At 71.4% G+C, this 24811-nt stretch carries 27 protein-coding genes and 1 tRNA gene; 16 read left to right on the plus strand and 12 right to left on the minus strand.

The features are described from left to right. Positions 1-48 precede the first annotated feature (48 nt). A complete protein-coding gene (locus tag AC2W7E_RS08575) occupies positions 49-1482 on the plus strand; it encodes an MFS transporter (RefSeq protein WP_338566679.1) in 1434 nt (477 codons plus the stop codon). Positions 1483-1518: 36 nt separating this feature from the next. Here AC2W7E_RS08575 and AC2W7E_RS08580 read toward each other — a convergent pair whose 3' ends face one another. Together AC2W7E_RS08580 and AC2W7E_RS08585 are read right to left on the minus strand one after the other, a co-directional pair. After that, positions 1519-2178 (minus strand): SDR family NAD(P)-dependent oxidoreductase, encoded by a 660-nt coding sequence (locus AC2W7E_RS08580; protein ID WP_485988933.1) that lies wholly within the window; start codon positions 2176-2178, stop codon positions 1519-1521. A 102-nt stretch (positions 2179-2280) separates the two neighbouring features. Next, positions 2281-3732 (minus strand): DUF6421 family protein, encoded by a 1452-nt coding sequence (locus AC2W7E_RS08585; RefSeq protein WP_315106913.1) that lies wholly within the window; start codon positions 3730-3732, stop codon positions 2281-2283. A 72-nt stretch (positions 3733-3804) separates the two neighbouring features. Between AC2W7E_RS08585 and AC2W7E_RS08590 the strand changes: the two genes are divergently transcribed. After that, complete coding sequence (locus AC2W7E_RS08590; RefSeq protein ID WP_126893279.1) at positions 3805-4263, plus strand: Lrp/AsnC family transcriptional regulator; 459 nt, start codon at positions 3805-3807, stop codon at positions 4261-4263. A gap of 7 nt (positions 4264-4270) precedes the next feature. Here the strand turns inward: AC2W7E_RS08590 and AC2W7E_RS08595 are convergent, their stop codons facing one another. Together AC2W7E_RS08595 and AC2W7E_RS08600 are read right to left on the minus strand one after the other, a co-directional pair. Further along, positions 4271-4861, minus strand: a complete 591-nt coding sequence (locus tag AC2W7E_RS08595) for an ArsR/SmtB family transcription factor (RefSeq protein ID WP_485988934.1) — start codon at positions 4859-4861, stop codon at positions 4271-4273. Positions 4862-5003: 142 nt separating this feature from the next. Then, a complete protein-coding gene (locus AC2W7E_RS08600; protein ID WP_485988935.1) occupies positions 5004-5294 on the minus strand; it encodes a hypothetical protein in 291 nt (96 codons plus the stop codon). A gap of 45 nt (positions 5295-5339) precedes the next feature. On the opposite strand from AC2W7E_RS08600, the gene AC2W7E_RS08605 reads away from it, so the two are divergent. The 3 genes from AC2W7E_RS08605 to AC2W7E_RS08615 are packed head-to-tail and all read left to right on the plus strand — an operon-like array spanning position 5340 to position 7009. Further along, positions 5340-5699, plus strand: a complete 360-nt coding sequence (locus AC2W7E_RS08605) for a cupin domain-containing protein (RefSeq protein ID WP_366215377.1) — start codon at positions 5340-5342, stop codon at positions 5697-5699. Between the two features lie 14 nt (positions 5700-5713). Then, positions 5714-6004 carry a DUF4287 domain-containing protein gene (locus AC2W7E_RS08610; protein ID WP_062765313.1) on the plus strand — a complete coding sequence of 97 codons (291 nt, stop codon included), beginning with the start codon at positions 5714-5716 and terminating at the stop codon, positions 6002-6004. A 36-nt stretch (positions 6005-6040) separates the two neighbouring features. Next, a complete protein-coding gene (locus AC2W7E_RS08615) occupies positions 6041-7009 on the plus strand; it encodes a 1,4-dihydroxy-2-naphthoate polyprenyltransferase (protein ID WP_366215376.1) in 969 nt (322 codons plus the stop codon). Between the two features lie 232 nt (positions 7010-7241). Here AC2W7E_RS08615 and AC2W7E_RS08620 read toward each other — a convergent pair whose 3' ends face one another. The 3 genes from AC2W7E_RS08620 to AC2W7E_RS08630 all read right to left on the minus strand — a co-directional run bounded on the left by AC2W7E_RS08620 (position 7242) and on the right by AC2W7E_RS08630 (position 9599). Beyond that, a complete protein-coding gene (locus AC2W7E_RS08620; RefSeq protein ID WP_085606423.1) occupies positions 7242-7532 on the minus strand; it encodes a DUF4229 domain-containing protein in 291 nt (96 codons plus the stop codon). Positions 7533-7541: 9 nt separating this feature from the next. Next, positions 7542-8468: a hypothetical protein gene (locus AC2W7E_RS08625; protein ID WP_303708827.1), complete on the minus strand. Its 927-nt coding sequence runs from the start codon at positions 8466-8468 to the stop codon at positions 7542-7544. 303 nt (positions 8469-8771) lie between these two features. Then, positions 8772-9599 (minus strand): SDR family oxidoreductase, encoded by an 828-nt coding sequence (locus AC2W7E_RS08630; RefSeq protein ID WP_485988980.1) that lies wholly within the window; start codon positions 9597-9599, stop codon positions 8772-8774. A 220-nt stretch (positions 9600-9819) separates the two neighbouring features. Between AC2W7E_RS08630 and AC2W7E_RS08635 the strand changes: the two genes are divergently transcribed. Then, positions 9820-9895: transfer RNA gene (locus AC2W7E_RS08635), tRNA-Met, on the plus strand. Positions 9896-9936: 41 nt separating this feature from the next. After that, positions 9937-10377, plus strand: coding sequence for an alternative ribosome rescue aminoacyl-tRNA hydrolase ArfB (gene arfB / locus AC2W7E_RS08640; protein WP_485988936.1), 441 nt, complete (start codon positions 9937-9939; stop codon positions 10375-10377). Here the strand turns inward: arfB and AC2W7E_RS08645 are convergent. Continuing rightward, positions 10343-11008 (minus strand): TetR/AcrR family transcriptional regulator, encoded by a 666-nt coding sequence (locus AC2W7E_RS08645; RefSeq protein WP_485988937.1) that lies wholly within the window; start codon positions 11006-11008, stop codon positions 10343-10345. The genes arfB and AC2W7E_RS08645 overlap by 35 nt on opposite strands. Positions 11009-11078: 70 nt before the next feature. Between AC2W7E_RS08645 and AC2W7E_RS08650 the strand changes: the two genes are divergently transcribed. After that, on the plus strand, positions 11079-12353 hold the full coding sequence (locus tag AC2W7E_RS08650) for an MFS transporter (protein WP_485988938.1): 1275 nt from the start codon (positions 11079-11081) through the stop codon (positions 12351-12353). A 38-nt stretch (positions 12354-12391) separates the two neighbouring features. On the opposite strand, the gene AC2W7E_RS08655 is transcribed toward AC2W7E_RS08650, so the two are convergent. The 3 genes from AC2W7E_RS08655 to AC2W7E_RS08665 all read right to left on the minus strand — a co-directional run bounded on the left by AC2W7E_RS08655 (position 12392) and on the right by AC2W7E_RS08665 (position 15657). Next, positions 12392-14464: a bifunctional lysylphosphatidylglycerol flippase/synthetase MprF gene (locus AC2W7E_RS08655; protein WP_485988939.1), complete on the minus strand. Its 2073-nt coding sequence runs from the start codon at positions 14462-14464 to the stop codon at positions 12392-12394. Positions 14465-14513: 49 nt separating this feature from the next. After that, a complete protein-coding gene (locus AC2W7E_RS08660) occupies positions 14514-15167 on the minus strand; it encodes a DsbA family protein (protein WP_485988940.1) in 654 nt (217 codons plus the stop codon). A gap of 64 nt (positions 15168-15231) precedes the next feature. Next, on the minus strand, positions 15232-15657 hold the full coding sequence (locus AC2W7E_RS08665) for a hypothetical protein (RefSeq protein ID WP_485988941.1): 426 nt from the start codon (positions 15655-15657) through the stop codon (positions 15232-15234). 74 nt (positions 15658-15731) lie between these two features. On the opposite strand from AC2W7E_RS08665, the gene AC2W7E_RS08670 reads away from it, so the two are divergent. The 3 genes from AC2W7E_RS08670 to AC2W7E_RS08680 are packed head-to-tail and all read left to right on the plus strand — an operon-like array spanning position 15732 to position 18605. Next, positions 15732-16082: a PLD nuclease N-terminal domain-containing protein gene (locus AC2W7E_RS08670; protein ID WP_025102432.1), complete on the plus strand. Its 351-nt coding sequence runs from the start codon at positions 15732-15734 to the stop codon at positions 16080-16082. Positions 16083-16096: 14 nt separating this feature from the next. Beyond that, the gene (menD, locus tag AC2W7E_RS08675; RefSeq protein WP_485988981.1) at positions 16097-17746 is read left to right on the plus strand and encodes a 2-succinyl-5-enolpyruvyl-6-hydroxy-3-cyclohexene-1-carboxylic-acid synthase; all 1650 of its coding nucleotides are present in this window, start codon (positions 16097-16099) and stop codon (positions 17744-17746) included. Between the two features lie 16 nt (positions 17747-17762). After that, complete coding sequence (locus AC2W7E_RS08680; protein ID WP_485988942.1) at positions 17763-18605, plus strand: polyphosphate kinase 2 family protein; 843 nt, start codon at positions 17763-17765, stop codon at positions 18603-18605. Between the two features lie 13 nt (positions 18606-18618). Here AC2W7E_RS08680 and AC2W7E_RS08685 read toward each other — a convergent pair whose 3' ends face one another. Further along, positions 18619-19872, minus strand: a complete 1254-nt coding sequence (locus tag AC2W7E_RS08685; RefSeq protein ID WP_485988943.1) for an isochorismate synthase — start codon at positions 19870-19872, stop codon at positions 18619-18621. Between the two features lie 35 nt (positions 19873-19907). On the opposite strand from AC2W7E_RS08685, the gene AC2W7E_RS08690 reads away from it, so the two are divergent. Genes AC2W7E_RS08690 through AC2W7E_RS08710 form a run of 5 tightly spaced genes read left to right on the plus strand, consistent with a single transcriptional unit; the run spans position 19908 to position 24811 of the window. Then, positions 19908-20471 (plus strand): DUF402 domain-containing protein, encoded by a 564-nt coding sequence (locus tag AC2W7E_RS08690; protein WP_085606400.1) that lies wholly within the window; start codon positions 19908-19910, stop codon positions 20469-20471. Continuing rightward, the gene (locus tag AC2W7E_RS08695) at positions 20468-21187 is read left to right on the plus strand and encodes a class I SAM-dependent methyltransferase (RefSeq protein ID WP_062765270.1); all 720 of its coding nucleotides are present in this window, start codon (positions 20468-20470) and stop codon (positions 21185-21187) included. Before AC2W7E_RS08690 ends, AC2W7E_RS08695 begins: the two co-directional genes overlap by 4 nt. Before the next feature lie 43 nt (positions 21188-21230). Continuing rightward, entirely contained in the window at positions 21231-22292 is a 1062-nt protein-coding gene (locus tag AC2W7E_RS08700; RefSeq protein WP_060921235.1) for a polyprenyl synthetase family protein, read from the plus strand. A 56-nt stretch (positions 22293-22348) separates the two neighbouring features. Next, positions 22349-23722, plus strand: coding sequence for an FAD-dependent oxidoreductase (locus AC2W7E_RS08705; RefSeq protein WP_062632898.1), 1374 nt, complete (start codon positions 22349-22351; stop codon positions 23720-23722). 60 nt (positions 23723-23782) lie between these two features. Then, positions 23783-24811 carry a hypothetical protein gene (locus AC2W7E_RS08710; RefSeq protein ID WP_249521586.1) on the plus strand — a complete coding sequence of 343 codons (1029 nt, stop codon included), beginning with the start codon at positions 23783-23785 and terminating at the stop codon, positions 24809-24811.

The raw sequence follows: 24811 nt of genomic DNA on the forward strand, positions 1-24811 counted from the left end.
ATCGCCTTCCCCTACCGGATGTCCGAGGCCCGCTCTACCCTCGAACCCATGGAACGCAGCGCGGCGAAGACAGCTTTCGCGAACGTCCTCGTCAACACGTTGATCGCCAACGTCACGACGAGCTTCCTGTGGTTCGCCCTCACCTTCTGGGTCTACATCGAGACCCGGTCGGTGCTGGCCACGGGCATCATCGGCGGTGCCTACATGCTGTTCGTCGCGTTCTTCGCGATGGTGTTCGGCACCATCGTCGACCGTCATCGCAAGCACCGCGTCATGCTCCTGTCGAGCGTCATCTCGGCGGCGGCGTTCCTCGTCGCGGGCGTCCTCTACCTGTGGCAGCCCGAGGCGTCCCTGCTCGACCTCGGCGGGCCGTGGTTCTGGCTGTTCTCCGGCGTCATCCTGTTCGGCGGGGTGATCGAGCAGCTCCGCAACATCGCGCTGTCCACCACGGTGACGCTGCTGGTGCCGGAGGAGAAGCGCGCCAACGCCAACGGTCTCGTCGGCACGGTGCAGGGGCTCGCCTTCCTCGTCACGAGCGTCTTCTCCGGCCTCTCCATCGGCTTCCTCGGCATGGGGTGGACCCTGGGGATCGCGATCGCGGCGATGGCCCTCACCTTCGCGCACCTGCTGTTCATCCGGATCCCGGAGTCCGAGCCCGAGGTCGACCCGGAGGCGAAGAGCGCCGTCGACTTCCGCGGCAGCGTCCAGGCGATCCGCCAAGCTCCCGGACTGTTCGCGCTCATCGTCTTCTCGACCTTCAACAACCTCATCGGCGGCGTCTACATGGCGCTCATGGATCCGTACGGGCTCACGCTCTTCGACGCGCAGATGTGGGGGTTCGCCCTGGCCTTCGCGTCGACCGGATTCCTGATCGGCGGGGGACTGGTGGCCAAGTTCGGCCTCGGCAGGAAGCCCGTGCGCACGATGCTGCTCATCGTGATCGCGATGGGACTCCTCGGGGCGATCTTCATGCTGCGCGAGTGGTGGCCGCTGTACGTCCTCGGCATGTGGGTGTACATGGCGCTCGTGCCGCCCGTCGAGGCCGCGGAGCAGACCGTGATCCAGAAGGTCGTCCCGTTCGCGCGCCAGGGACGGGTGTTCGGCACCGCGGCCGCGATGGAGGCGGCGGCGGCCCCGATCACCGCGTTCCTCATCGCCCCGATCGCCGAGTTCCTCGTGATCCCGTACATGGACAGCGCGCAGGGGCAGCGGCAGTGGGGGTGGCTCCTCGGGGAAGGTGAGGCGCGCGGCATCGCACTCATCTGCCTCTTCGCGGGTCTGATCATGGTGGTCGCCGCGACCCTGGCCTTCTTCACCCGGTCGTATCGCACGCTCACCGAGCTGTACGCGACCGCCCCGGATTCAGCTCCCGACGAGGCTCCCGAGCAGGCTGCCGACGGTGCACACGAAGCGACCGGCGAACCGGACACGTTCCGCGACGCCCCGCCGATCGTCCCCGGCATACCGCCCGAGTCCCGGTGACGATCCGAGCCCCGGTGGCGGTTCGAGGAGCGGGGCTCAGCCCAGCTCGAGCACCCGGTCGTTGAGGTCCGCGGCGTCGGTGTCCCAGAGCCCGACGAGACGCGCCGCGAGAGCATCGGGGTCGAGGGCCTTGGCGCGGAACACGACGGCAGCGGCCCGCAACGGTTCGTCGGCCTCGCGCGCCGTCTTGGCGTAGCCCTGAGCGACGGCGCGGGTCCACGCTTCGCTCGCCGCCTTGACCGCTGCATAGTTCGCTCCGCCGGCGAGGGGGCGTGCGACGGCGGTCGACGACACGATCGCGAATCGTCCGGCGGCGGAGGCGCGGAGGGGGCCGTCGAAGGCGCGGCTCGTCGCCCGCACCGCCTCCAGCGCCGGCAGCAGCGCCGCGAAGTCGTCGTCGGTCTGCCCGGCGAGTCCGCCGCCGCCCCGCCAGCCGCCCACGAGGGGCACGACCGCATCGACCGTGTCGAGCCGATCGGCGAGCGTCGTCATCTCGGCGAAGGATGTCGCATCGGCGACCGCGGTCTCCGCCCCCGCCTCGGCCAGCGGACGCAGCCGCTCGTCCGTGCGGCCGGTGGCGATCACCCGGGCACCGGCATCGCGCAGTGCTCGCGTCGCCGCGAGTCCCGCCGCGCTCGTTGCCCCCGCCAGCACGACCACGCGGCCCTGCGCTCCCTGGCTCGTCGGCGTCGTCATGCGGTGTCCTCTCGGTCGGAGATGCCTCTGCGGCCGGACCCGGGATCCGGGTCTCCGGCCGCAGAGGGGGTGCGCCCCAGCGTCACAACGGAGCGGTGCGGATCAGTCGTCCGTACCGCGGATGCCGACCGTCGACTCGATGACCGGCTTCATCTTCTTGTCGAGGGTCTCGAAGAACATCGACAGCGGGAACTCGTCGTCCAGGACCGCGTCGGTGTAGCCCTTCGGAGCCCCGGCGAGGATCTCGTCCGACAGGCCGCGCGCCCACTGCGAGGCAGGATGCGGAGTCAGCGTGCCGCGGACCAGCTCGTAGGCGGCGAGCCAGTGCGCGACCTTGGGGCGGTCGATCGAGTGCCAGTACAGGTCGTCGATCGCGTCACCGAGGGCCACCACGGCGTCCGGCACGTTCTCCCAGTCGAAGGCGAGCGCCGTGTCGGTCCAGTGCAGCACGCCGCGCTGGTGCAGCCAGGCGAACAGGAGCTGACCGCCGACCGCGTCGTAGTTGCGCACGCGCGTTCCGGTGATGGCGAAGCGGAAGATGCGGTCGAAGATCACGGCGTACTGCACGAGGTGCGCGTACTCGTGCATCTCCCGCTCGGTCTCCGTGAGCTCCTCGCCCGCGGCAACCCGGGCGTCCAGCGCCCGCTCGATCTTCACCGACTCGCGGAACGCCGTCATGTCGCAGCGCATCTCCTCCAGCGAGTAGAGGAAGAACGGCATCCGCTGCTTGATCATGAACGGGTCGAACGGCAGGTCTCCGCGCATGTGGGTGCGGTCGTGGATGATGTCCCACATCACGAAGGTCTTCTCGGCGACCTCCTGATCCTCCAGCATCGCCGCCGCACGCTCGGGGAGGTCGAGGTTGGTGATCTCCGAGGCCGCACGGACCACGCGGCGGTAACGGGCGGCCTCACGGTCCTGGAAGATCGCGCCCCAGGTGAAGGTCGGGATCTCGCGCATGGCGACGGTCTCCGGGAAGAGCACCGCGGAATTCGTGTCGTAGCCGGGCGTGAAGTCCACGAGGCGCAGCGAGACGAAGAGCTTGTTGCCGTAGTCGCCCGCCTCGAGTGCGGCGATGAACTCCGGCCAGATGGTCTCGACGATGAGCGCCTCGACCAGGCGGTCGCTGGAGCCGTTCTGCGTGTACATCGGGAAGACCACGAGGTGGCGGATCCCGTCGATGCGGTGTTGCTGCGGCTGGAACGCCACGAGCGAGTCGAGGAAGTCGGGCACGCCGAAGCCCTCGGAGGCCCAGCGCTCGAAGTCGGCGACGGAGGCGGCGAGGTAGTCCGCGTCGTGCGGGAAGGCGGGGGCGAGTGCCCGGATCGCAGCGGTGATCTGCCCGACGAGCGCGGTCGCCTGGTCCTGGGTCGCTGAGCTCGTCGAAGCGCCAGGGATCGAGCCGTCCTTGATCTGCAACTCACGGATGGCGATCGCGGCCTGCTTGAGCTGTGCCCAGGCGGCGGAGTTCTCCGCGATCGACGCATCCTCGACGACCTCGGGTTCGCCGACGACGGCCTGAACAGCGGAACTGTTGGCGGAAACGAGGGACATCGGAACCTCCGATCGCAGTGAAAAACGGAAAGATTCCGGTGATAACGGAATCCTGACGATAATCTTACAGCCATGGATGATTCTGTCGACCGTGCGATCCTGGCGACCATCTCCCGCGACGGGCGGGCGACGCTGTCGCAGCTCTCCGACGCCGTCGGGCTGTCGGTGTCGGCCGTGCAGTCCCGGCTGCGGCGGCTCGAGACCCGCGGCGTCATCACCGGCTACCGCGCGATCCTCGACCCCGAGCAGGTGGGCACTCCGTTGTCCGCCTTCATCGAGATCACGCCGCTCGATCCGGCCCAGCCCGACAACGCCCCCGAGCTCCTGGAGCACCTCGACGCGATCGAGGCCTGCCACTCCATCGCCGGCGACGCGAGCTACATGCTGTTCGTCCGCGTGCCGACGCCGCGCGACCTGGAGCAGCTCGTCCGCGACGTCCGGCTCGCGGCGAACGTGAGCACCCGCACGACCGTGGTCCTGCAGACCTACTACGAGCACCGGCCCATCATCCCCGTCTCGACCGCCGAGTAGGGCGGCGTCAGAGCAGCGCGCCGACGAGCGCCTCGCCCAAGGGGGTGCGCACGTGCTGCATGCGGGAACCGTCCCGCTCGCTCACCACGAGCCCGGCGTCCCGCAGCACGGTGAGATGGTGTGATGCGGTCGACAGCGCGAGCCCCGCATCGGCGGCCACCTCCGAGGTCGTGCGGGGCGACCCCGCGGTGAGGAGGATGCCGGCGCGCGCCGGGCCGAGCAGGGCGCCCAGGGCGGCCACGGTCTCGGTGGTGTCCCGTGCCCACCCCGCGGTCACGCCACGGGCGGGATAGAACAGCGTCGGCTGTGCCGGTGGCTCGGTGAGCACCAGGCAGCCCCAGGACGAGAGGACGGAGGGCACCAGCACGAGACCGCTGCCGCGACAGTCCACGTCCTCGCTGTGGCGGCGGAGCGAGACCCGCACCGCGCCCGCGCCCCACGAGACCTGGGGATGGAGGGCTCCGGCCATCCCGGCGATGCCGGTCGTCGCGATCGCCCGGGCGCGAACGGCGATGTCGGCCCGGAGGAGGCGCTCCAGCTGAGGCCAGGCCGGTGCCAACGCGGCCTCCCAGACCTCCTCCCAGGCATCGGCGATCATCGCACGGGCGCGCGCCGGCCGGGCGGACAGGTCGCGCAGGGCCTGACGCTGTGCACCCGTCGAGCGCTGGATCCGCTTGCCGAGGTCGACCGCAGCGGGTCGAGTGCCGCCTTCCGCAGGGCGGTGAGTTCCGCCTCGGGGGTCAGGTCGCGCGCGGCGTGCTGGTGAGGAAGTCCGGGAGGTAGCCGTCGTCGCCGATCACCGTCGCCAGGAGCGCGAAGGCGTCGCGAGGCAGCCCCTCCCGCGCGGTGCGGAGCCACCCCCATTGCAGGGGGTGCGCCGCCGGGCGGAGGAGCACGCGCACCGCATGCGCCAGTTCGTGCCCGGGGGAGATGCCGAACCGCACCGCCTGGATGTCGCCGGCACTCAGGTGGAACTCGACCCGGTGATCCGGGTGGTCGACGCCCTCGACCGGCGCGGAGTTTCGATCCACGTCGAAACTCTAGGAGGTGCGACGCCTGCTGTCGACACTGGGGTCATGACCGAGATCCACGTTCCTCTCCTCGTCCCGAGCGGTACGATCCGCATCGGCACAGGGCGCAGCCGCCGATTCGTCGGCGCCGACCACGGAGCCGCCGTCTCCTACTTCTTCGTCGAGAACCAGCCAGGAGAGGGGCCGGGGCTGCACTGGCACCCCTACTCTGAGACCTGGATCGTGCTCGAGGGCACGGTGCGGATCCGGATCGGCGACGACGTCCTCGTCGCGCGAGCCGGAGACACCGCCACCGCGCCCGCCTTCACGCCACACGGTTTCACCAACGCGGGGACCGGGCTCCTCCGGATCCTGTGCATCCACGCGTCCGACACGATCATCCAGACGTTCCTCGACGAGGACTGAGAGCGGAGACCACCATGTCCTTCCAGGCGTACCTCGACAAGGTCGAGACCCAGACCGGCCTCACGCCGCGGCAGTTCATCGCCCTCGCGCAGGAGCAGGGGTTCGACGAGAGCACGAAGTCCACCGTCGTCCTGAACTGGCTCAAGCAGGAGTACGGCCTCGGCCACGGCCACGCGCAGGCGATGGTCCACGTCATCCTCAAGGGGCCGAAGATCAGCGACAAGCACGTCGGCACGACCGGGGCGCACGCCGACAAGACCGACGAGCTCTGGCTCGACGGCAAGGACAGCAACCCGCACCGCTGAGTTCGCCGCCTCGCCGCGACGACTAGGATTCCGTGGGTGGCAGCATCCTCCCAGCGCAAGAAGAAGTCCGGTCGGCGCACCCCGCCGCGCACCAGCGGCAACCCGGCCAAGCGGCCGGTCGTCGAGGCGGGTCCCGTGACGATCGGCGACTGGATCGGCGCGGCTCGTCTGCGCACGCTGCCCCTGGCGATCGCCCCCGTCGTCATCGGCACGGGAGCCGCGCGCAGCACCGGGCCGGAGTTCCACTGGGTGATCGCGCTCGCGTGCCTCGCCGTCGCGGTCCTGCTGCAGATCGGCGTGAACTTCACCAACGACTACAGCGACGGGATCCGCGGCACCGACGCCCACCGGGTCGGCCCGGCGCGGCTCACGGCCTCCGGGCGGGTGAAGCCGCGCACGGTGCTCGTCATCGGACTCGTGTTCTTCGCGCTCGCCGCGGTGGTCGGTATCGCGATCGTCGTGCGGACCGGGCAGTGGTGGATGCTCGCCGTGGGTGCGGCCTGCATCGTCGCCGCCTGGTTCTACACCGGGGGCAAGAGGCCCTACGGGTACTACGGCCTCGGCGAGGTCTTCGTCTTCGTGTTCTTCGGGCTCGTCGCCACTCTCGGCACCACCTGGGTGCAGGTCTTCATGCTCCCGCAGCAGGCCTGGCTGGGAGCGATCGCCGCCGGACTGTTCGCCTGCGCCGTGCTGCTGGCCAACAACCTCCGCGACATCGATCAGGACCGCGAGGTCGGCAAGCGCACGTTGACGGTCCTCATCGGCCGCCGCGCCACGCAGGTCCTCTTCACGCTCTTCGTGCTCGTGCCGTTCGGCATCGCCGTGTTCCTCGCGTTGCTGTTCCCGATCGCCTGGATCGCGCTGCTCGCCCTTCTCGCCGGCCTCCCCGCGATCGTGATCGTCTGGACCTACCGGCAGCCGCGGGAGCTGGTCATCGCCCTCGCCCTGACGTCGCTCACCTCGCTGCTCTACGCGGGCGCCCTGTTCTGGGCCTTCGTCGGCTGACCTGCTCGCCGTCTCCCGCGCCTCGCCGGGCACAGCTTCGGAGCTCGCGACCGACACGCCGTCGTCTCGGGCCAATCCTCGGCGTGTCGTGCGGTCGCTCCGAAGTCGTGCCCGGCGACCCGGGCGAAGGGCCCGAGATGCCGGTCGAACCTATGGTTTAGCCGAGAGTTTTACGACCCGGTCCAACAATGAGACCTGCCTCGGATGTCCGAAGCACTGCGCGGCGAGGCCGTCAGGGGCGGTCGTCGGGGGTGCCGTCGACGAGTTCGTCCTCCGCGTCGGCATCGGCCTGCTGCCCGGAGACCTTGCCCTGCCGACGCTCATGCAGGCGGGCGGACGCGTCGGAGAGCGGGGTGCGGAGGAACAGCATCGAGATGCTCGCGCCGATGAGGGCCGCGAAGATCGCCGCCAGCCACCAGAACTCGCGGAAGATCGGGAAGAAGAACCACAGGATGGCCAGCGGGACGAGGAACGCCAGCAGGCGCAGCACGGTGTAGACGAGGAGGGGGGCGGGCTTCTTCACCCCTTCAGTCTACGTTCGCGGATCTGTGCCCCCTCCGTGACGCCGGAGCCCGAGAGCCGCGAACGGGATGCCCCGCACCACGCGCCGCCACGGGTGTTCCCCCAGGGTCCACAGCAGCTCGTCATCCGGGTCGAGGGCCAGATCCTCGCAGCCGACCGGCAGGGCCACCGGGTGTCGGGTGAGGGCCTGGCGAGGTCCCGACCACAGCATCCCGGGGCGCAGGTGGTCGGACTGCGACACGAAGTAGCGGTCGCCCCACCGCACGGCCCCCTGCATGTGCCGGATGCCGGGAGTGAACCGCTCGTGTTCGACGAAGCCGTCGTCGGTGCCGTCGGGGATCGTGAACTCGCCGATAGCCCCGGTCTCCTGACCCCGGTACTCGCCGATGAGCACGCGGGGGAGCGGCGTCCCGTCCGCGTCGAACACGCGACCGAGGAAGGAGCACCGCAGCGCCACCGGGTGGCGCCGCGTCCGCACCGCGACGACCGTCGTCCGCCGGTCCCGGCGGCTCGTGCCGCCGCGGATCCGCTGCGCCTCCGTGCCGTGCACGCGCCGGAGCGCCCCCAGGTCGAACTCCCAGATGCCCTGCCCTGTCGCCGCCGCGAACAGGCGGTCGCCGAACCAGGCGAGACCGCCCGCATGGATGGGCGCGGGCTGCAGGACGCCGTCGTCGTCGGCGACCGCCAACACGATGTCGATGCGGCGGGCGCGCGCTCGATCCACGAGGACGACCCGCGAGGCGAGGTGGCGACCGGTGCGATCCTGGCGGAACCAGCTCACCGCGAGGGCGCGCCGTCCGCGGCGCTCGCCGACGTCGATGCCCTGGGGGTACCAGCGCTGCGTCCACGAGCGGGCGGTGAGCCAGCGCAGCTCGATGCCGCCCCGCCGGCGGCGCCGACGCATCGGGCGCCACATCGTGTTCCACGGCCAGCGCATCCGTCCATCGTCGCCGATCCGGAGACCGCATGCGAATTTTCACGGATTGACCTAGGTCGATTCGCACGATCGAACAGACAGTTGTATCGTGTTACGTGTTGAGTGCTGACCTTCATGGAGTCGCGCTCGACGACTCCTCGCGGTCCGCTGGTGGGGGCCAGTACCGCCGCGAGGTGGCCGTCGCCTCACGGTGGCGGTTCACCGGATGCTCGCATCCGGCAGTGCAACGCACTGGGGGTGTGGCTCGTTCGGGTGCGGGCCACACCTCAGCGTCCGCCCTTCTTGACGCCGCCTGTGTCGTGCTCAGACCGTGCGCCAGTCGTGGCTCTCGATCGCCGCACCCGCCTGGGGCCCCATCTGGAGCATCCCGCCGTCGATCACGACCGAGGCGCCGGAGATGTACGCAGCCTCCGGCGAGGCGAGGAAGGCGATCAGGGCGGCCACCTCGCGGGCATCGCCCGGGCGGCCGAGCGGAATGCCGGGACGGTCCTCGGCGTGCGGGTCGGTGTCGGTCTGCCCGGTCATCGGGGTCGCGATCTCGCCCGGGGCGACGCTCACCGCGCTGATCCCGTACCGGCCGAGCTCGAGCGCGAGGTTCTTCATGAGTCCGCCGAGGCCGTGCTTGGCGGTGTCATACGCGCTCGCCCCCACCATCGGCTGGTGCTCGTGCACGCTGGTCACGGAGATGAGCCGCCCCCCGCGCCCCGCGGCGACCATCGACCGGGCCGCCCGCTGCAGGCAGACGAACGCGCCGGTGAGGTCGGTGTCGAGCACGCGGTTCCACTCGTCGAGCGTGACGTCGAGGAACGGGGTCTGGAGTCCGGCGCCGGCGTTGTTGACGAACACGTCGACGCCCCCGAGCTCAGCGATCAGCCCGTCGATCACGTCGCCGCAGGCGGGGATGTCGGAGACGTCGAGCTGCGTCACCACCGCGCGGGCGCCGTGGCTGCGCACCTCGTCCGCGGTCTCCTGGGCGCCGGCCTCATCGCGGTGCCAGGTGATGCCGACGTCGATACCCGCCGCGGCGAGGGCGACGGCGGTGGCGCGGCCGATCCCGGAGTCGGCACCGGTCACGATCGCGCGGCGGGCCTCGGCCTCCAGCCGCGCCTGCGGGTCACCGGCCTCCGCCATCGGCGTCGGGGTCTTGTCGTTGTGCTGAGATTCGGACATGTCGGCCTCCTGCTCGGGCGTCATCGGTGCGAGCGACGGTACGGCGGCGGCGCGGTGCGGTCGAACCGGTTGACGACACGCGGCAGCGACGCTAGCCGTCTCCGTCATCCGGCGACTCATGGTGTTATCCCAGGCAACGGTCCTGGCGGGGAGGATCACGGCCGGGTAACGTCATCCCCATCGCGGCGATCCGGGCGGTCCCGGGCCCCGGCTCATATCCGGAGGCGTTGCGGGTTCGACTCCCGCCGTCGCGTCCACTCGGTCCCGTGCTCGGCCGCTCATCCCGGATGATGGAGACATGCCTTCCGCCCCTCGCCCCGGACTCCGGGTCTCCGCGGGTCTGACGATCCCGGAGGCCGAGCTGTCCTGGCGATTCTCCCGATCGTCGGGGCCCGGCGGTCAGGGCGTGAACACCACGGACTCCCGGGTCGAGCTGGTGTGGGATGCGGCGCATTCGGGGGCCCTGGCACCGGCGCAGCGCGAGCGGATCCTGGAGCGGCTCCGCGGACGGCTGGTCGACGGCGTGCTCACGATCGCCGCGTCCGAGCACCGCGCGCAGCTGCGCAATCGGGAAGCGGCCAGGGAACGGCTCGCCGCGCTCGTCGCGGAGGCGATACGTCCGCCGGCGCCGGCCCGACGGGCGACGAAGCCGAGTCGGGGATCGAAGGAGCGGCGGCTGACGGCGAAGCACCGCCGCACCGACGTCAAGAGCCTGCGGCGGCGCCCCCGCGAGGACTGACGTCCGCCGGCGGCTCTGCGCTCCGCGAGCCGGTGAGCTGCTCCTCGATCGGGGCCCAGCCGTGTTCGAGGAGCGCGGAACCGGCGTCGAGTACCGCCTGCTGGTCGTCGCTCTCGGTGACGAGGATCTGCATCTGCAGGACGAACCGCGCGTACACCCGGACCTCGGGGGTGGGGGCCGGGATGCCGAGTTCGTCGGCGATGGCCGCGGCGAGTGCATCCTCATGGCGCAGCCACATCTTCGACGCGTAGTCGCGGAGCGCCGGCGTCTCGTTGAGGAAGCGCAGGAAGACGCGGGCCACGTCGTCGCCGTGCTCGTCGAGGTTGGCGCCGACCTCGGCCGCGTAGAAGTCGTGGATGGCCCGATTGATCGTCACGCCGGTCGGCCGGTCGCGCACCGCCGAGACGAGGCGATCGCGCTGCTCGTCGTCCTCGTCGAAGACGAGCGCCTCCTTCTGCGGGAAGTGGGCGAACACAGTGGTGGGGGAGACGTCGGCGGCGTCGGCGACCTCGCGGATGCTCACGTTGTCGAATCCGCGCTCCAGGAACATCCGGGTGGCCACGTCGGAGATGTTCTTGCGGGTCGCGGCCTTCTTGCGCTCGCGGCGGCCCGGGGGCGGGGGCGTCGTCATGCGGCCACCTTATCGCGCATCGGAACCGAAACTGTATTGACACCAAAACTGGTATCGCTACACTTTCGGTATGACTTCACCTCATCTCCCCGTTCGCGGCGCCGGCCGCGCCTGGGTCATGCTCGTCGTCCTGACGATGCTCACGGTCATCGGCATGACCGTCGTCCTTCCTGTCCTTCCGTTCGTCGTACTGCAGTACGTCGCGCACGAACAGGACCTCGCCCTCTGGGTCGGCGTGCTGGAAGCGGTCAACGGGCTGTGCGCCTTCCTCGCCGCACCGCTCCTGGGGCGGCTCTCCGACCGGTTCGGACGACGACCCGTCATCATCGTCGCGGCGTTCGGCGCGGCCTTCTCGATGGCGCTGTTCGGCGTGGGCGGGGCGATCTGGGTGCTCGTGCTCGCCCGTGTCATCCAGGGGCTGACGGCCGGAGACCTCCCCGCGCTGTTCGCCTACCTGGCCGACATCACGCCGCCCGAGAAGCGCGCGCAGCGCTTCGGCCTCCTCGGCGCGCTGACCGGCATCGGCACCATGATCGGCCCCGCCATCGGCGGTCTGCTCGCCGCGATCGACCTGCGCCTGCCCGTGTTCCTCACCGCTGCGGTCGGGCTCACGATCGCGGTCCTCAGCATCTTCCTGCTGCCAGAGAGCCTGCGGCCGGAGAACCGCATCGCCCGGATCGCTCTCCGCGACGTCCAGCCGTTCGGGGTGTTCCGTACCGCGTTCGGTCGGCCCGAGCTCCGCGGGCTGATGATCGCGTTCGCACTGCTCGCGCTGCCGTTCGGATTCTTCGTGAACAACTTCAGCGTGCTGGCCCTCGACGCCATCCAGTGGGGGCCGACGCAGATCGGCCTGCTCACGGCGGGGGTCGGCATCATCGACATCCTCATCCAGGGCGTGCTGCTCGGCATCCTGCTGCCGCGGATGGGGGAGCGCGGCGTGATCGTCAGCGCCATCACCGCGCAGGCGGTCGGTCTCGCCGGCCTCGCGATCGTGGCCTCGCTGCTCGCCCAGCCGTGGCTCTTCATCGTCGGAGCGCTCCTGCTCGCCGCCGGTCAGGGCGCGGCGCAGGCCGCGATGGACGGGGCGATGTCCAACGCCGTCGGCGACGACGAGCAGGGCTGGCTCGGAGGGGCCACGCAGTCCCTCAACGCCGCGATGGGCACGATCGCCCCGTTGATCGCGGCCGCCCTCTACACCGCGGTCAGCCATGCCGCGCCGTACTGGCTGGGCGTCGGGATCATGGTCGTCGCCGCACTGGTCGTCGCGCGGGCGCACATCGCGAACACGGCGAAGCGTGAGCCGCAGGGGCAGGAGGCCGTCGAGGTGGCCGAAGCGCGGGTCTGAGCAGAAGGACCCGGTGCAGCGTCGACGGTCCGCGGGGGTCAGCGCTCCCCGCGGACGAGCTCCACCCCCGCACCGGCGAACTGCCGCAGCGTGGCATCGGGGAGGAAGGCCCGGGTGAGGGCTCCGCCGATACGGGTGAGGTCGCTCTCGTCGCGGAAGAGGAGGTAGAGGGTCTCGTAGCGGGGGTGGAACTTCTCCTTGAAACGGTGCAGCGAGCGGAAGCCGTAGACGGGCTCGAGCGCGTCGGCGAGACGGTCGCTCAACGCGGCGATCACGCCCGCGTCCGGCGGGTAGTCGTGTGCGAGCGGAGCGCCGGAGAGCGACATGATCTCGGCGCCCTCCTCCGAGAACTGCTGGGCGGAGGCCCCGATCAGGTACTCCATCACCGGTCCGAAACCGCCCTCGCGGCGGCGCATGAGGTCGAGGGTCCAGCCGCGCACCACCCCGCCCTCCCCGTACACGGGCAGCCAGGAGAGGAAGCCGTCGACGTCGCCGTTCGGAGCGATCGCGAGCGCGAGGCGGACCTCGGGGTCCTCCGCCTCCTCCAGGGTCCCCAGCGTGAACCGCATCTCCGGAAGGTCCTTGTCGCCGACCCAGGCCTCCGAGATCGCGCGGAGCTGCTGCCGCAGGCCCCAGGTCTCTGCGGCGAGGTGGGTGAGCCGGAAGGTCATCTGCTCCCGCCCCGCCCGGTTGAGGGAGGTGCGCACCGGTTGCCAGCGCTTGCCGGTGAAGGTGAGACCCGGGAGGTCGACGATCGTGTCGTCCGCCACCACCAGGCTGCGCCAGGTCTCCGGGACCGCCGACCTCGTCGCCTCGTCCGCGCTGAAGAAGCACGGCACGAGTCCGGCGTCCTCGGCCGTGCGGATGAAGTCGCGCACCGCCGCCGCACGGGACTCCGCCGGCCCGATCGGGTCGGCGAGGGCCAGGGCGACGCCGTTGCGGCGCTGATAGGCCACGATCCCGCCGTCCACGCGGGCGTAGCCGTTGCCCTCCCAGGTCGTCATCCAGGACAGGGTGCCCCCGCCGTGCGCCCGCAGTTCGCGCCGGAGTTCGTCTGCGGTCGGGGCGGGCTGCCGGCCCAGAGCCGTCGTGCGCCGTGCGCGGAACGCCCGCCGCACCGCGACGAGATACACGAGCACGAGAGCCCAGAGCACGCCCGTGGCGAGCGTGAGCTCGGTCTCCGCGTCGATCACCATCTCGAGCTGTGCTTCGCTCGTGAGGATGATGAGGACCAGCACGAGGGTGGCGGCCAGCACGTTGAGAGGTCCGAGGATGACGGCGACGACCCACGCCCAGCGGCGACCGCGCCGCAGGCCGTTCGCGATGACCAGGATCACCGCGACGTCGATCGCCGTGTCGATGAATCCGCCCGATGCCGGGTCCGTGGGGCCGAACGGGCCATCGGTCGGCACGAGGACCGTGATGATCTCGATGGCCACGAGCGTGAGCACGGCCATCACGGCGATCAGCCGCTGCTCCCGGACCGTCGTGCGCCGCACGCGCAGGCTCCGGTCGACGAAGAGGATGAGCAGCACCGCGAACAGATGCTCCAGGTCGGCCAGCTTTCCCCAGAACATCATCGCGACGAACACGAATCCGAGGAGCACCAGCCACGCGCGCACCCGCCACGGCGGACGGAAGAGCCCGACGGCGGCGGCGATGCACGCCATGGTGCCGCCGGACGCGCCGACGTCGAGGGCCTGCGCCTGGGTCTGCGCCCACGCCCACGGCAGCTGCGACACCAGCAGCAGGAACAGAGCCGTCGCGAAGATCGCGAAGAGCTGTCCGACCGTGAAGTAGGCGAGGGCGACCCGGGTGCCGCGGCGGTGCTCCAGGTAGCCCATACCCCAGAACCCGGCGATGGTGAAGAGGTACACCCAGGGCTGGTTGACGAAGAACGTCCCCGTGACCGGCGTCCACCACTTGCCCTCAGCCAGGCTCGGCAGCCCATAGGCGACGGCGGGGAAGAGGGCCGAGTCCTCGAACGGCCGCCACAGCCCCTGCCAGACCACGCCCGTGAGCAGCACGAGACCGATCATCGTCAGCGTCGCCGGCGTGGTCCGCAGGGCCCCGAACAGGAGACGGGCTGACGAGGGGCGCTCCGAGGTCATGCGCTCAGCGTAGAGGTGGGGCCGCCGGTGGGCGACCCCACCGACCGGATCACTCGGCGACGGCCGCGGCGATCGCCTCCTCCAGGTCGTTCCACTCGACGAGCTCGACCTTCTCGCCGTCGACGAAGAAGGTCGGGGTGCTGCTCACGCCCAGCCGCTCGCCGTCGCGCCTGTCCTGCTGCACACGGGCGAGGGTTGCCGGATCCACGACCGCGGCGTCGTACGCGGCCAGGTCGAGCCCGAGCTCCTCGGCGAACGCACGGAACACCTCCGGCGTCTCCGTCGACTGCTCGCCCCACTGCGCCTGGGTCTCGAACAGGCGGTGGAACATGTCCTCGTAGCGGCCCTGCTGCGCGGCGGCCTCGGCGGCCAGCGCGGCCTGGGTCGAGTTCACGTGCCCGGGCAGGGGGAAGTACCGGGTGACGTACCGGATGTCGCCGTCGTAGGTGGCGCGCAACTCCTCCACGATCGGGTAGAACGCGCCGCAGGCCTCGCACTCGAAGTCGAGGAACTCGACGACCGTGACGGCGTCGGGGCCGCCCTCGTCGAGCACGTGGGAGTCGGTGCGGACGGTGGGCAGCTTCTCGCCGGCCTCGGGATCGGGCTGCGCGGGCTGCTGGCTGAGGGCATAGACGATGCCGACGACGAGCAGCACGACGGCGACGGCGACGGCGATGAGGGTCGCCTTGACGGGGGTCTTCATGGGGTCTCCAAACACGGGTGATACGACGAGGGGTGCCGCGGAGGCGGCCGGAGCCGGCGTCGGATCAGGTGCGGGAGATGGAGAGCTGGATGAGCGAGACCGCGGGCAGGAACGGGCGGGGGCCGGCGCGGAGGGGAGCGGTCGCCCGGGAAAGGAGGCCGCGGAGACGGATCCCGCTGCGGGTGCATAGACGCCGGAAGAGGAGGACGAGGGCGACGCAGCAGAGGGCGGCCATCGCGCACGCCGCCGCGTCGGCGGCCGGATCCGCGGGAGCGGGCTCGGCGACCGGTCCCGCGGTCCCCGCGGTGTCGGAGGCCTGCGAGACGCCGGGGGCGAGGCACAGGGTCGCGTGCGCATCCGCCGTCCCGTGCGAGGCCGACCATGCGCCGACGACGAGCAGGAGCGCGAGGCCGACGGCGATGACGATCCGGCTCTGCAGGATCCGCTCGGCGCGCGCTCGCGGCGTCGGGACGGGGGCGAGGGGCGGCATGTCCCGCGCAGTCTAGCAACGGACGCTTTGCCCGCCCCGGGCCCGTCCGACCCCGACATGCCTACACTGGAGGGGTGGCGAGACTACTGATCGTCGGCGGCTTCCTCGCCGCCGTGTTCTGGGTGTACAGCATCGTCGACTGTGCCGTGCAGCCGGCGACGCGGCACCGGGGCGTGCCCAAGGCCGCCTGGGTCGCCATCGTCGTCCTCATCCCCGTCATCGGCGGGATCCTCTGGTTCGTCATCGGCCGTCGCCGGGCGAACGACCAGGGCGTGCCGCGCACCGTCGCTCCCGACGACGACCCCGCGTTCCTGCGCAGCATCAGCAAGGCGGAGCAGGACGCCCGCATCCGTCGTCTCGAGGAGGAGCTCGCGCGGCTCGACGAGGAGACCGACGAGCCGCCCGCCGCGGATCCGCGCCCGTGACGTCGTCGCCGGCGATGGAGGCCGCGGCCTCCCTGTTCGCCGACCTCGCGTCCCACGGCGTCCGTGATGTCGTGCTGTCTCCCGGCTCGCGGTCGCAGGCTCTCGCGCTCGCCGCGGCGGCCTTCGCCGACGAGGGCGCGCTGCGCGTGCACGTGCGGATCGACGAGCGGGTCGCCGGGTTCACCGCCCTGGGCATCGCACGGGAGACCCGGGTCCCCGTCGCGCTCGTGTGCACCAGCGGCACGGCTGTCGCGAACCTGCTCCCGGCCACGATGGAGGCCTTCCACTCCGGGGTGCCGCTGCTGCTGCTCACCGCGGATCGGCCTCCCGAGCTGAGGGGAGTCGGTGCGAATCAGGCGACCATCCAGGAGGGTCTGTTCCACCCCTGGGTCCGGGCGCAGATCGACGCGCCCGTTCCCGGAGACGGCGAGTGGGACGGCCTCGCCGCGCGCGTGGTCGCCCTCGCGCTCGGGGCGGCGGAACCCGAGTCCGGGCTTCCCGGCGTCGCCGGCCCCGTGCACCTGAACCTGCCGTCCCGGGAACCGCTGTCGGGCGCGATGCCGGCACGGATGCTGACGCCGGGGGAGGCGCCGCGCCTGCCGGAGCCGGAGGCGTTCGCGCTGGAGCGCGGGCCGCGAACAGTTGTCCTCGCGGGCGCCGATGCGGGTGCCGCGGCGGAGGAGATCGCCCATGCCGGCGAGTGGCCGCTCATCGCGGAGATCGTCAGCGGCGCACGCTTCGGACGCCAGGTGGTGCATGGGTATCGCCGGCTGCTGTCCCGCGACGACCTCGGCGGACGCATCGAACGGGTGGTCGTGCTCGGACACCCGACGCTCAGCCGCGAGGCCGCACGCCTGCTGTCCCGCGCGGACGTGGAGGTGATCGCGGTCCGCAGGGGCGGCGAGGAGCTGAATCTGAATCACCGCACGCGCGCCGTCGCGGCCGTCACGGTCGCCCAGGGGGAGACCGACCGGGAGTGGCTCGGCGCGTGGATGCGGGCCGCCGCCGACGAGGCCGTGGATCTCAGCGAGAACGCCCCGGACACCGAGGGGCTCTCCTCCACCGACTTCGCCGCCCGTCGTGACGCCGTGCGCGCGGAGCTCGACGCCGTGCGGCGCCCGCTCGACCGGGAGCGCCTCGTGGATGCGGTGTGGCGGGCCACCTGGCCGCATGACCGACTGGTGTTCGGGTCGTCCCGCCTGGTCCGCGTCGCCGACGAGGTGCTCGGCGGCAAGAAGGTCCCCGTGCACGCCAACCGCGGTCTCGCCGGGATCGACGGCACGATCGCCACCGCCACGGGCATCGCCGTCGCCAGCCAGGCCGCCGGGGCTCCGGGCGTGACCCGGGTGCTGCTCGGCGACCTCGCGTTCCTCCACGACGTCGGTGCGCTGCTGTTCCCGAGCGACGAGACGGAGCCGCGACTCCAGGTCATCGTCGGCAACGACGGCGGCGGCACGATCTTCGACGGCCTGGAGGTGGCGGGCACCGCGCCGGCCGCGCACCTCGATCGCGTGTTCTACACCCCGCACGGGGTCCGCCTGGAGCACCTCGCGCTCGCCTACGGCTGGGAGTATCAGCGGGTCACCACGCGGACCGCTCTCGACCAGGCGCTGACGACGCCGCGTGGCGGTCGCCAGATCATCGAGGTGCCGCTGCCGCGGTGACTGGCATCATGTGCGTATGAACGCGCACACCTGGACGCAGAACCTGCGGGTGCGGCCCGGCTTCCGCCTCGCCGACGTCGATCCCGACAGCAAGCCCGGCTACGACCACGGCAAGTCCCGCGGCACGGCCGACCTCGAAGCCGGTCTCGAACGCCTGAACGACCTGCAGGAGCGGCTCTTCGCCGAGAACCGGGTGGGCACGGCGCAGGACGCGGTGCTGCTCGTCCTGCAGGCGATGGACTCCGCAGGCAAGGGCGGCATCGTCCGGCACGTGGTCGGGGGCGTCGATCCGCAGGGCGTCGCGCTCGCCGCGTTCAAGGCGCCGACGGCGGAGGAGCGGCAGCACGACTTCCTGTGGCGCGTCGAGAAGAGGGTGCCGGAGCCCGGGTTCATCGGGGTGTTCGACCGCTCGCACTACGAGGACGTGCTCATCGGACGGGTGCGGCAGCTCGCCGACGCCCCCGAGATCGAGCGGCGCTACGACGCGATCAACGCGTTCGAGGAGCGCGTCGCGGCCTCCGGCGTCCGCATCGTCAAAGTCATGCTGCACATCTCCCCGGAGGAGCAGAAGGCGCGGCTGATGGAGCGCCTGGAGCGCCCGGACAAGCACTGGAAGTACAACCCGGGCGACGTCGACGAGCGGATGCTGTGGCCGCAGTACATGGAGGCGTACCAGACCGTCTTCGATCGCACGTCCACCGAGGCTGCGCCCTGGTACGTCGTGCCGGCGAACGCCAAGTGGTACGCGCGGCTGGCCGTGCAGGAGCTGCTGCTGGCCGCCCTCGAGGACATCGATCCGCAGTGGCCGGTGGCCGACTTCGACGTCGAGGCCGAGAAGAAGCGTCTCGCCGCGAGCTGACTGCGCGGGGGGCTCAGGCGAGCGCGTCGACGAGCGGGCGGAACTTCACGCGTGTCTCGAGGAGCTCGCTCTCCGGATCCGATCCGGCGACGATCCCGGCCCCGGCGTACGCGGTGACCGCGATCGCGTCGCCGGTCGTCGTGAACTGCGCGCACCGCAGCGCGATGGCCCACTCGCCGTTGCCGTCCGCGTCGACCCAGCCGACCGGTCCGGCGTAGCGCCCGCGGTCGAACGGTTCGAGCTCCCGGATGGCGGCGATGGCCGTCGGCGTCGGGGTGCCGGCGACGGCCGCGGTCGGGTGGAGTGCGCGCACGAGGTCGAGGGCCGAGCGGCCGTTCTCCAGCTCGCCTTCCACGTCGGTCGCGAGGTGGAAGAGGTTGGGCAGCTTGAGGAGGAACGGCTGCTCGCTCGCCGCCAGGGCCCTGGTGTACGGGCGGAGGGACGCGAGCACGCTCTGCACGGCGTACTGGTGCTCATCGAGGTCCTTGGTGCTGGAGGCGAGGTGCGCGGAGGCGGCGGTGTCCGCGTCGGCGTCGGCCCCGCGCCCGATCGTTCCGGCCAGCACACGAGCGGTCACCGTCCGGTCCTGCACCGTGACGAGGGTCTCCGGGCTCGCGCCGATCAGTCCGTCGACCGCGAAGACCCAGGTGTCCGGGTATCCGGTGGCCAGCGCGCGGACGAGTCGCCGCAGGTCGGAGCCCGCGGGGATGGTGCCCTGGAGGTCGCGGGCGAGGACCACCTTGCTGAGCTCGCCGTCCGCGATGCGGGCCAGCGCGCCCCGCACGGCGTCCTGGTAGCCCTGGGGGCTCTGCGCTCCGGGGCCCACGGTGCCCGCCCAGTGCGGTCCGTACTCCGCGGCCTCGACGGCACCCGGCGCACGCTCGTCGTCGGAGCGGTGGATGCGGGTCTCCCAGAAGCGGTCGCCGTGGCGGCCGAGGATCCGCGACGGGATGACGAGCACGCTGTCGGCGCGCGAGTCCTCGTCGAAGGTGAAGGCCCCGAACGCGACGAGTCCGGTTCCGGGGAGACGCAGCGGATCGGAGACCTCGGCCGCCGCCGCGAGCCCCTGCCAGAGCGCCGCGAGGGTCTCGGCGCGGGTGCGCCCCTCCTCGGCCGACGGGCGGAGCTCGGCGACCGGATCACCCACCGCCACGATCCCGTCGCCGCGGCGGAACCAGGCGAGCGGGCGGGCGGGGTCCGCGAAGGAGAGGAGGTCTTCGACCGGATCGATCTCTCGGGTCTCCACGACCAGGGGGGTGTGCTGCACGACTCCAGCCTATTCCGCGGACGTAGGGTGGGCGGATGAGCGATGCGCGTCCCGCAGCCGGTGCCGAGATGATCTTCCAGTGGCGCAAGTGGGACGGGTCGCCGCACTGGCGCCACGAGTGCGTGTACCTCGGTGCCGACCGGTGGGGCGACTGGATGGGGCAGCCCACCGGCTGGCACAGCGCCCGCCCGGGGGCGGAGTTCCACGCGGCCACGCCGAACGTCACCCTTGTCCCGCCGAGCGCCGACTTCGCGCTCACCGTCAATCGCCGGCACCCCCGGGGGATGCGTGTCTACATCGATCTCGGGTGGGACGTGCGGTGGTCGGACGACCCGCTGCTCGCGACGGGCATCGACATGGACCTCGACGTCGTCCGTGTGGAGGGCGAGCGCGGCACCTGGGTCGACGACCGCGACGAGTGGGCGGAGCACAGCGCCCGCTACGGCTACCCGGCCCCCGTCATGCGACATCTGGAGGAGCTGGCGCTCGACCTCGAGACGAGGGTCAGGGAACGCACGGCGCCGTTCGACGACGCCACGGCCGATCCCTGGCTGGACCGACTCGAAGCGCTGGACCTCGCGCCTAGACTGGACGCGTGACCGCGAACGACAAGAACCGCGCCGATCTCGGCAAGGACCCCGCCCGCGTCAGCGGCATGTTCGACCAGGTCGCCGCCGGGTATGACCGCACGAACACCGCGATGACGTTCGGCAACGACGCGCTGTGGCGGGCCGCGACCACCCGCGCCGTCGCCCCGAAGCCGGGGGAGCGCATCCTCGATCTCGGAGCGGGCACGGCATCCTCCTCCGCCTCCCTCGCCCGCAGCGGCGCGCAGGTCGTCGCGGCGGACTTCTCGCCCGGCATGCTCGCCGAGGGGCAGCGTCGCCATGGAGCGATGCGCAACCTCTCCTTCGTGCAGGCGGATGCCACCGCCCTGCCGTTCGCGGACGAGGAGTTCGACGCGGTGACGATGTCGTACGCGCTGCGCAACGTGAACGACCCGAAGAAGGCGCTGCGCGAGCTCTACCGGGTGACCAAGCCGGGCGGCCGCCTCGTCATCAACGAGTTCTCCACGCCTCCGGGGAAGCTGTTCCGCGGGGCCTACCGGTTCTACAACGCGCAGGTGCTCCCGCGCGTGGCCCGGGTCGCCGGAACGAACGGCGACGCCTACGACTATCTGAACGAGTCGATCCGCGACTGGCCCGACCAGAAGCGGCTGTCCGAATGGATCAGGGAGGCCGGCTGGCAGGATGTCGCCTACCGCAACCTCACCTTCGGCATCGTGGCCCTGCACCGGGCGCGCAAGCCCGCGTGAGCACGGCGCGAACGGCGGCACCCGACGCAGGTAGGCTGGGAGCGTGACTTCGAGCCCCAGCGCCCCGGGTTCGCGACTCGCGAGCCGTCTCGGCTTCAGCGATCGCGTCTTCGTCGGTCCCGCCGCGCGTCGCATCGCCCGCACCATCGAAGACGGACTGGAGCTGGTCGAGACCGGGCTCGCGGACGACGTGCGTGTCGCCGACCCCCTCGCCGACGCCGCCAGCCGCTATCTGTACGAGGCCGGCGGCAAGCGCATCCGCCCCGTCCTCACGCTGCTCGCGGCCCAGCTCGGCGACGGCAACACCCGAGAGGTGATCGACGTCGCGAAGGCGCTGGAGATCACGCACCTCGGCTCGCTGTATCACGACGACGTCATGGACGGCGCGGACCGCCGCCGCGGTGTCCCCGCCGCGCAGACGGTGTGGGGCAACAACATCGCCATCCTCACCGGCGACATCCTCTTCTCGCGCGCCAGCCAGCTCATGTCGCGGCTCGGCGAGCGCGCCATCCGGCTCCAGGCCGACACGTTCGAGCGCCTCGTCCTCGGGCAGATGCACGAGACCCTCGGTCCGCAGCCGGACGACGACCCGATCGCGTTCTACATCCAGGTGCTCGCGGACAAGACCGGTTCGCTGATCGCGGCGGCCACCCAGGGCGGCGTGATCTTCTCGAACGCCCCGGCGGAGTACGAGGAGCCGCTGCGCGTCTACGGCGAGAAGATCGGCGTCGCCTTCCAGCTCCTCGACGACGTGATCGACCTGTCGGCCAAGCCCGAGGAGACGGGCAAGGTCCCGGGCACCGACCTGCGCGCGGGCGTCCCGACCATGCCATACCTCCTGCTCAAGGCGGAGGACGACGACGCCGCAGCCGACCTCGCCGCCCGCATCGACGACGGTGTGGCCCTCATCGCCGACGGCGCCGACCCGGCGATCCTCGACGGACCGCTGGACGAGCTCCGCGACCACGCCGTCACCCAGAAGACCCTCGAGCTCGCCCACGCGTGGACGCAGGAGGCGATCGACGCCCTCACCGCCCTTCCGCGCGGCACCGTGCGCGAAGCGCTCACCCGATTCGCCGAGACTCTCGCCGAGCGCTCCAGCTGACACCGTACGGGCCCCGGGCCCGGGTGTCCGCCGCGACGGCACACGAAAGGACCTCCATGACCAAGCTGAGACTGGCCATCGTCGGCGCCGGCCCTGCAGGCATCTACGCCGCGGACATCCTGTTGAAGGCCGAGCGCAAGTTCGACGTGTCCATCGACCTGTTCGAGCAGCTCCCCGCCCCCTACGGGCTCGTCCGGTACGGCGTCGCCCCCGACCACCCCCGCATCAAGGGCATCATCACCGCCCTGCGCGACGTGCTCGACCGTGGCGACATCCGCCTCTTCGGCAACGTTCGGTTCGGCGAGGACATCACGCTCGACGACCTCAAGAAGCACTACAACGCGGTCATCTTCGCCACCGGGGCGATCCGTGACACGTCGCTGGACATCCCCGGCATCGACGCGGTGGGCTCCTACGGCGCCGCCGACTACGTGAGCTGGTTCGACGGACACCCCGACGTGCCGCGCGAGTGGCCGCTGGACGCCGCGTCGGTGGCGGTCCTCGGCAACGGCAACGTCGCCCTCGACGTCTCCCGCATGCTCGCGAAGCACGCGGAGGACCTCCTCGTCACCGAGGTCCCCGAGAACGTGTACGAGGGACTCAAGGCGAGCGCCGTCACGGATGTGCACGTGTTCGGCCGCCGGGGCCCGGCCCAGGTGAAGTTCACGCCGCTGGAGCTCCGCGAGCTGGGGGAGCTCCGCGACGTCGACATGGTCGTCTACGACGAGGACTTCGACTACGACGAGGCCTCGAAGGACGCGGTCGCGAGCAACAAGCAGGTCATGGTCATCGACCGCATCCTGCAGTCGTGGCGCAAGCGCGACTCCGTCAACAACGCCGGCGGCACCGCCTCGCGCCGTCTGCACCTGCACTTCTGGGCGCGCCCGGTCGAGGTGCGCACCGACGAGAACGGCCGTGTCGCGGCTCTCGTGTACGAGCGCACCCAGCCGGACGGCCAGGGCGGTGCGGTCGGCACCGGTGAGCTGCGCGAGGTACCCGTGCAGGCGCTGTATCGCGCGATCGGCTACTTCGGCTCGCCGCTGCCGGGCGTCCCCTTCGACAAGAAGCACGGCGTCATCCCGAACCACGAGGGCCAGGTGCTCGCGAAGGACTCCAACGACCGCGTCCCCGGCGTGTACGCGACCGGCTGGATCAAGCGCGGCCCGGTCGGCCTCATCGGCCACACGAAGTCCGACGCCATGGAGACCGTCCGTCACCTGATCAACGACCAGGGCTCGTGGTGGCACCCGGAAGACCCGTCCGAGGAGGCCATCCCGGCACTGCTCGCCGAGCGCGGCGTCGCCTGGACCGACCTGGACGGCTGGCACCGCCTCGACGAGCACGAGATCAGCCTCGGCGCGCCCCAGGAGCGGGCGCGCGTGAAGGTCGTCCCGCGTGAGGAGATGGTGCGCGTCTCCCGCGGCGAGTGAGTCGTCTCGGCGCCGGGGCGTGCTCCCGGCGCCGGGCCCCCGCGCCCCTAGGCTGAGGCCATGCGACCTCGTGCACTCCTGGCCCTCGGCGCCGTGGCCGTGCTCCTGCTGTCCGGTTGTGCGCCCGAACCCGAGGTGAAGCCGACCAGGACGCCGTCGGCCGCGGTCACGACCGCGCCGACACCGGGGGCCGAGGCGCCGACGCCCGCCTTCGACGTGGACTGCGCCGATGTCGACGCGGCCATGTCGAGTGCGCTCGGCGAGGCCGGCGGCGACGTCGCCGAGGTCCTCGGGGTCTGGTCCTCCCCGAGCTGGTACCCCGGACCGGCGCAGCACATGTTCCAGCGGGCCGGCGGGATCGCCTGTTCGGCGGGGACGGCGGAGCGCAACTGGGAGGTCACGATCCTCCCGGACGCGGACGAGGTCACGACGGGGGCGGAGTCCCGCGGCGGATACTTCGGTGAGGAGGCGCGCTGCGAAGGCGGCGGGTACTGCTTCTTCCAGATCGTCGACGGCGACGTGCTCGTCTCGGCCACGATCGTCGACCCGGAGCGCGGACCGGACGACACCGCGTCGCTCGAGGAGGTGCTGCGCGGGCTCGCCGCGACCGCCGTCGCCTCGCTGCAGCCCGTGGAGGTCCCGGAGAGCCCGGTCGCCGGGGTCGACTGCACGCGCTTCCTCACCGCCACCGAGCTCGCGGAGCGGGTCGGCGCCGAGGTGCACGTCGTCGACGCCTTCGGCGGCTGGTCCATCCCGGCCGAGGTGTACCAGGAGCGCAACGGCTCGCGGATCTGCTACTACGCCTCGGCCGAGGACGAGTATGCGGCACAGGGCTACCTCACCCTCACCACGCTTCCCGGCGGCGCCTGGGCCTTCGACCGGCTGGACGGCGAGGACACCGTCGACGTCGAGGGGGCGGACGCCGCCGTGACCGGCGTCGACGAGCTCGGCCGGTCGGTGCTCGACCTCCGGGTGGGGCAGGACTGGCTGCGTCTGACCACGTTCGAAGGGTCAGGGATCGACGACCTCGCCCCGATCGGCGCCGCCATCGCGGACGATTTCTCCGTGGCCCGCCCCGGCGGCGAATGA

It is taken from the genome of Microbacterium sp. CFSPD4_SD4 (assembly GCF_057364585.1).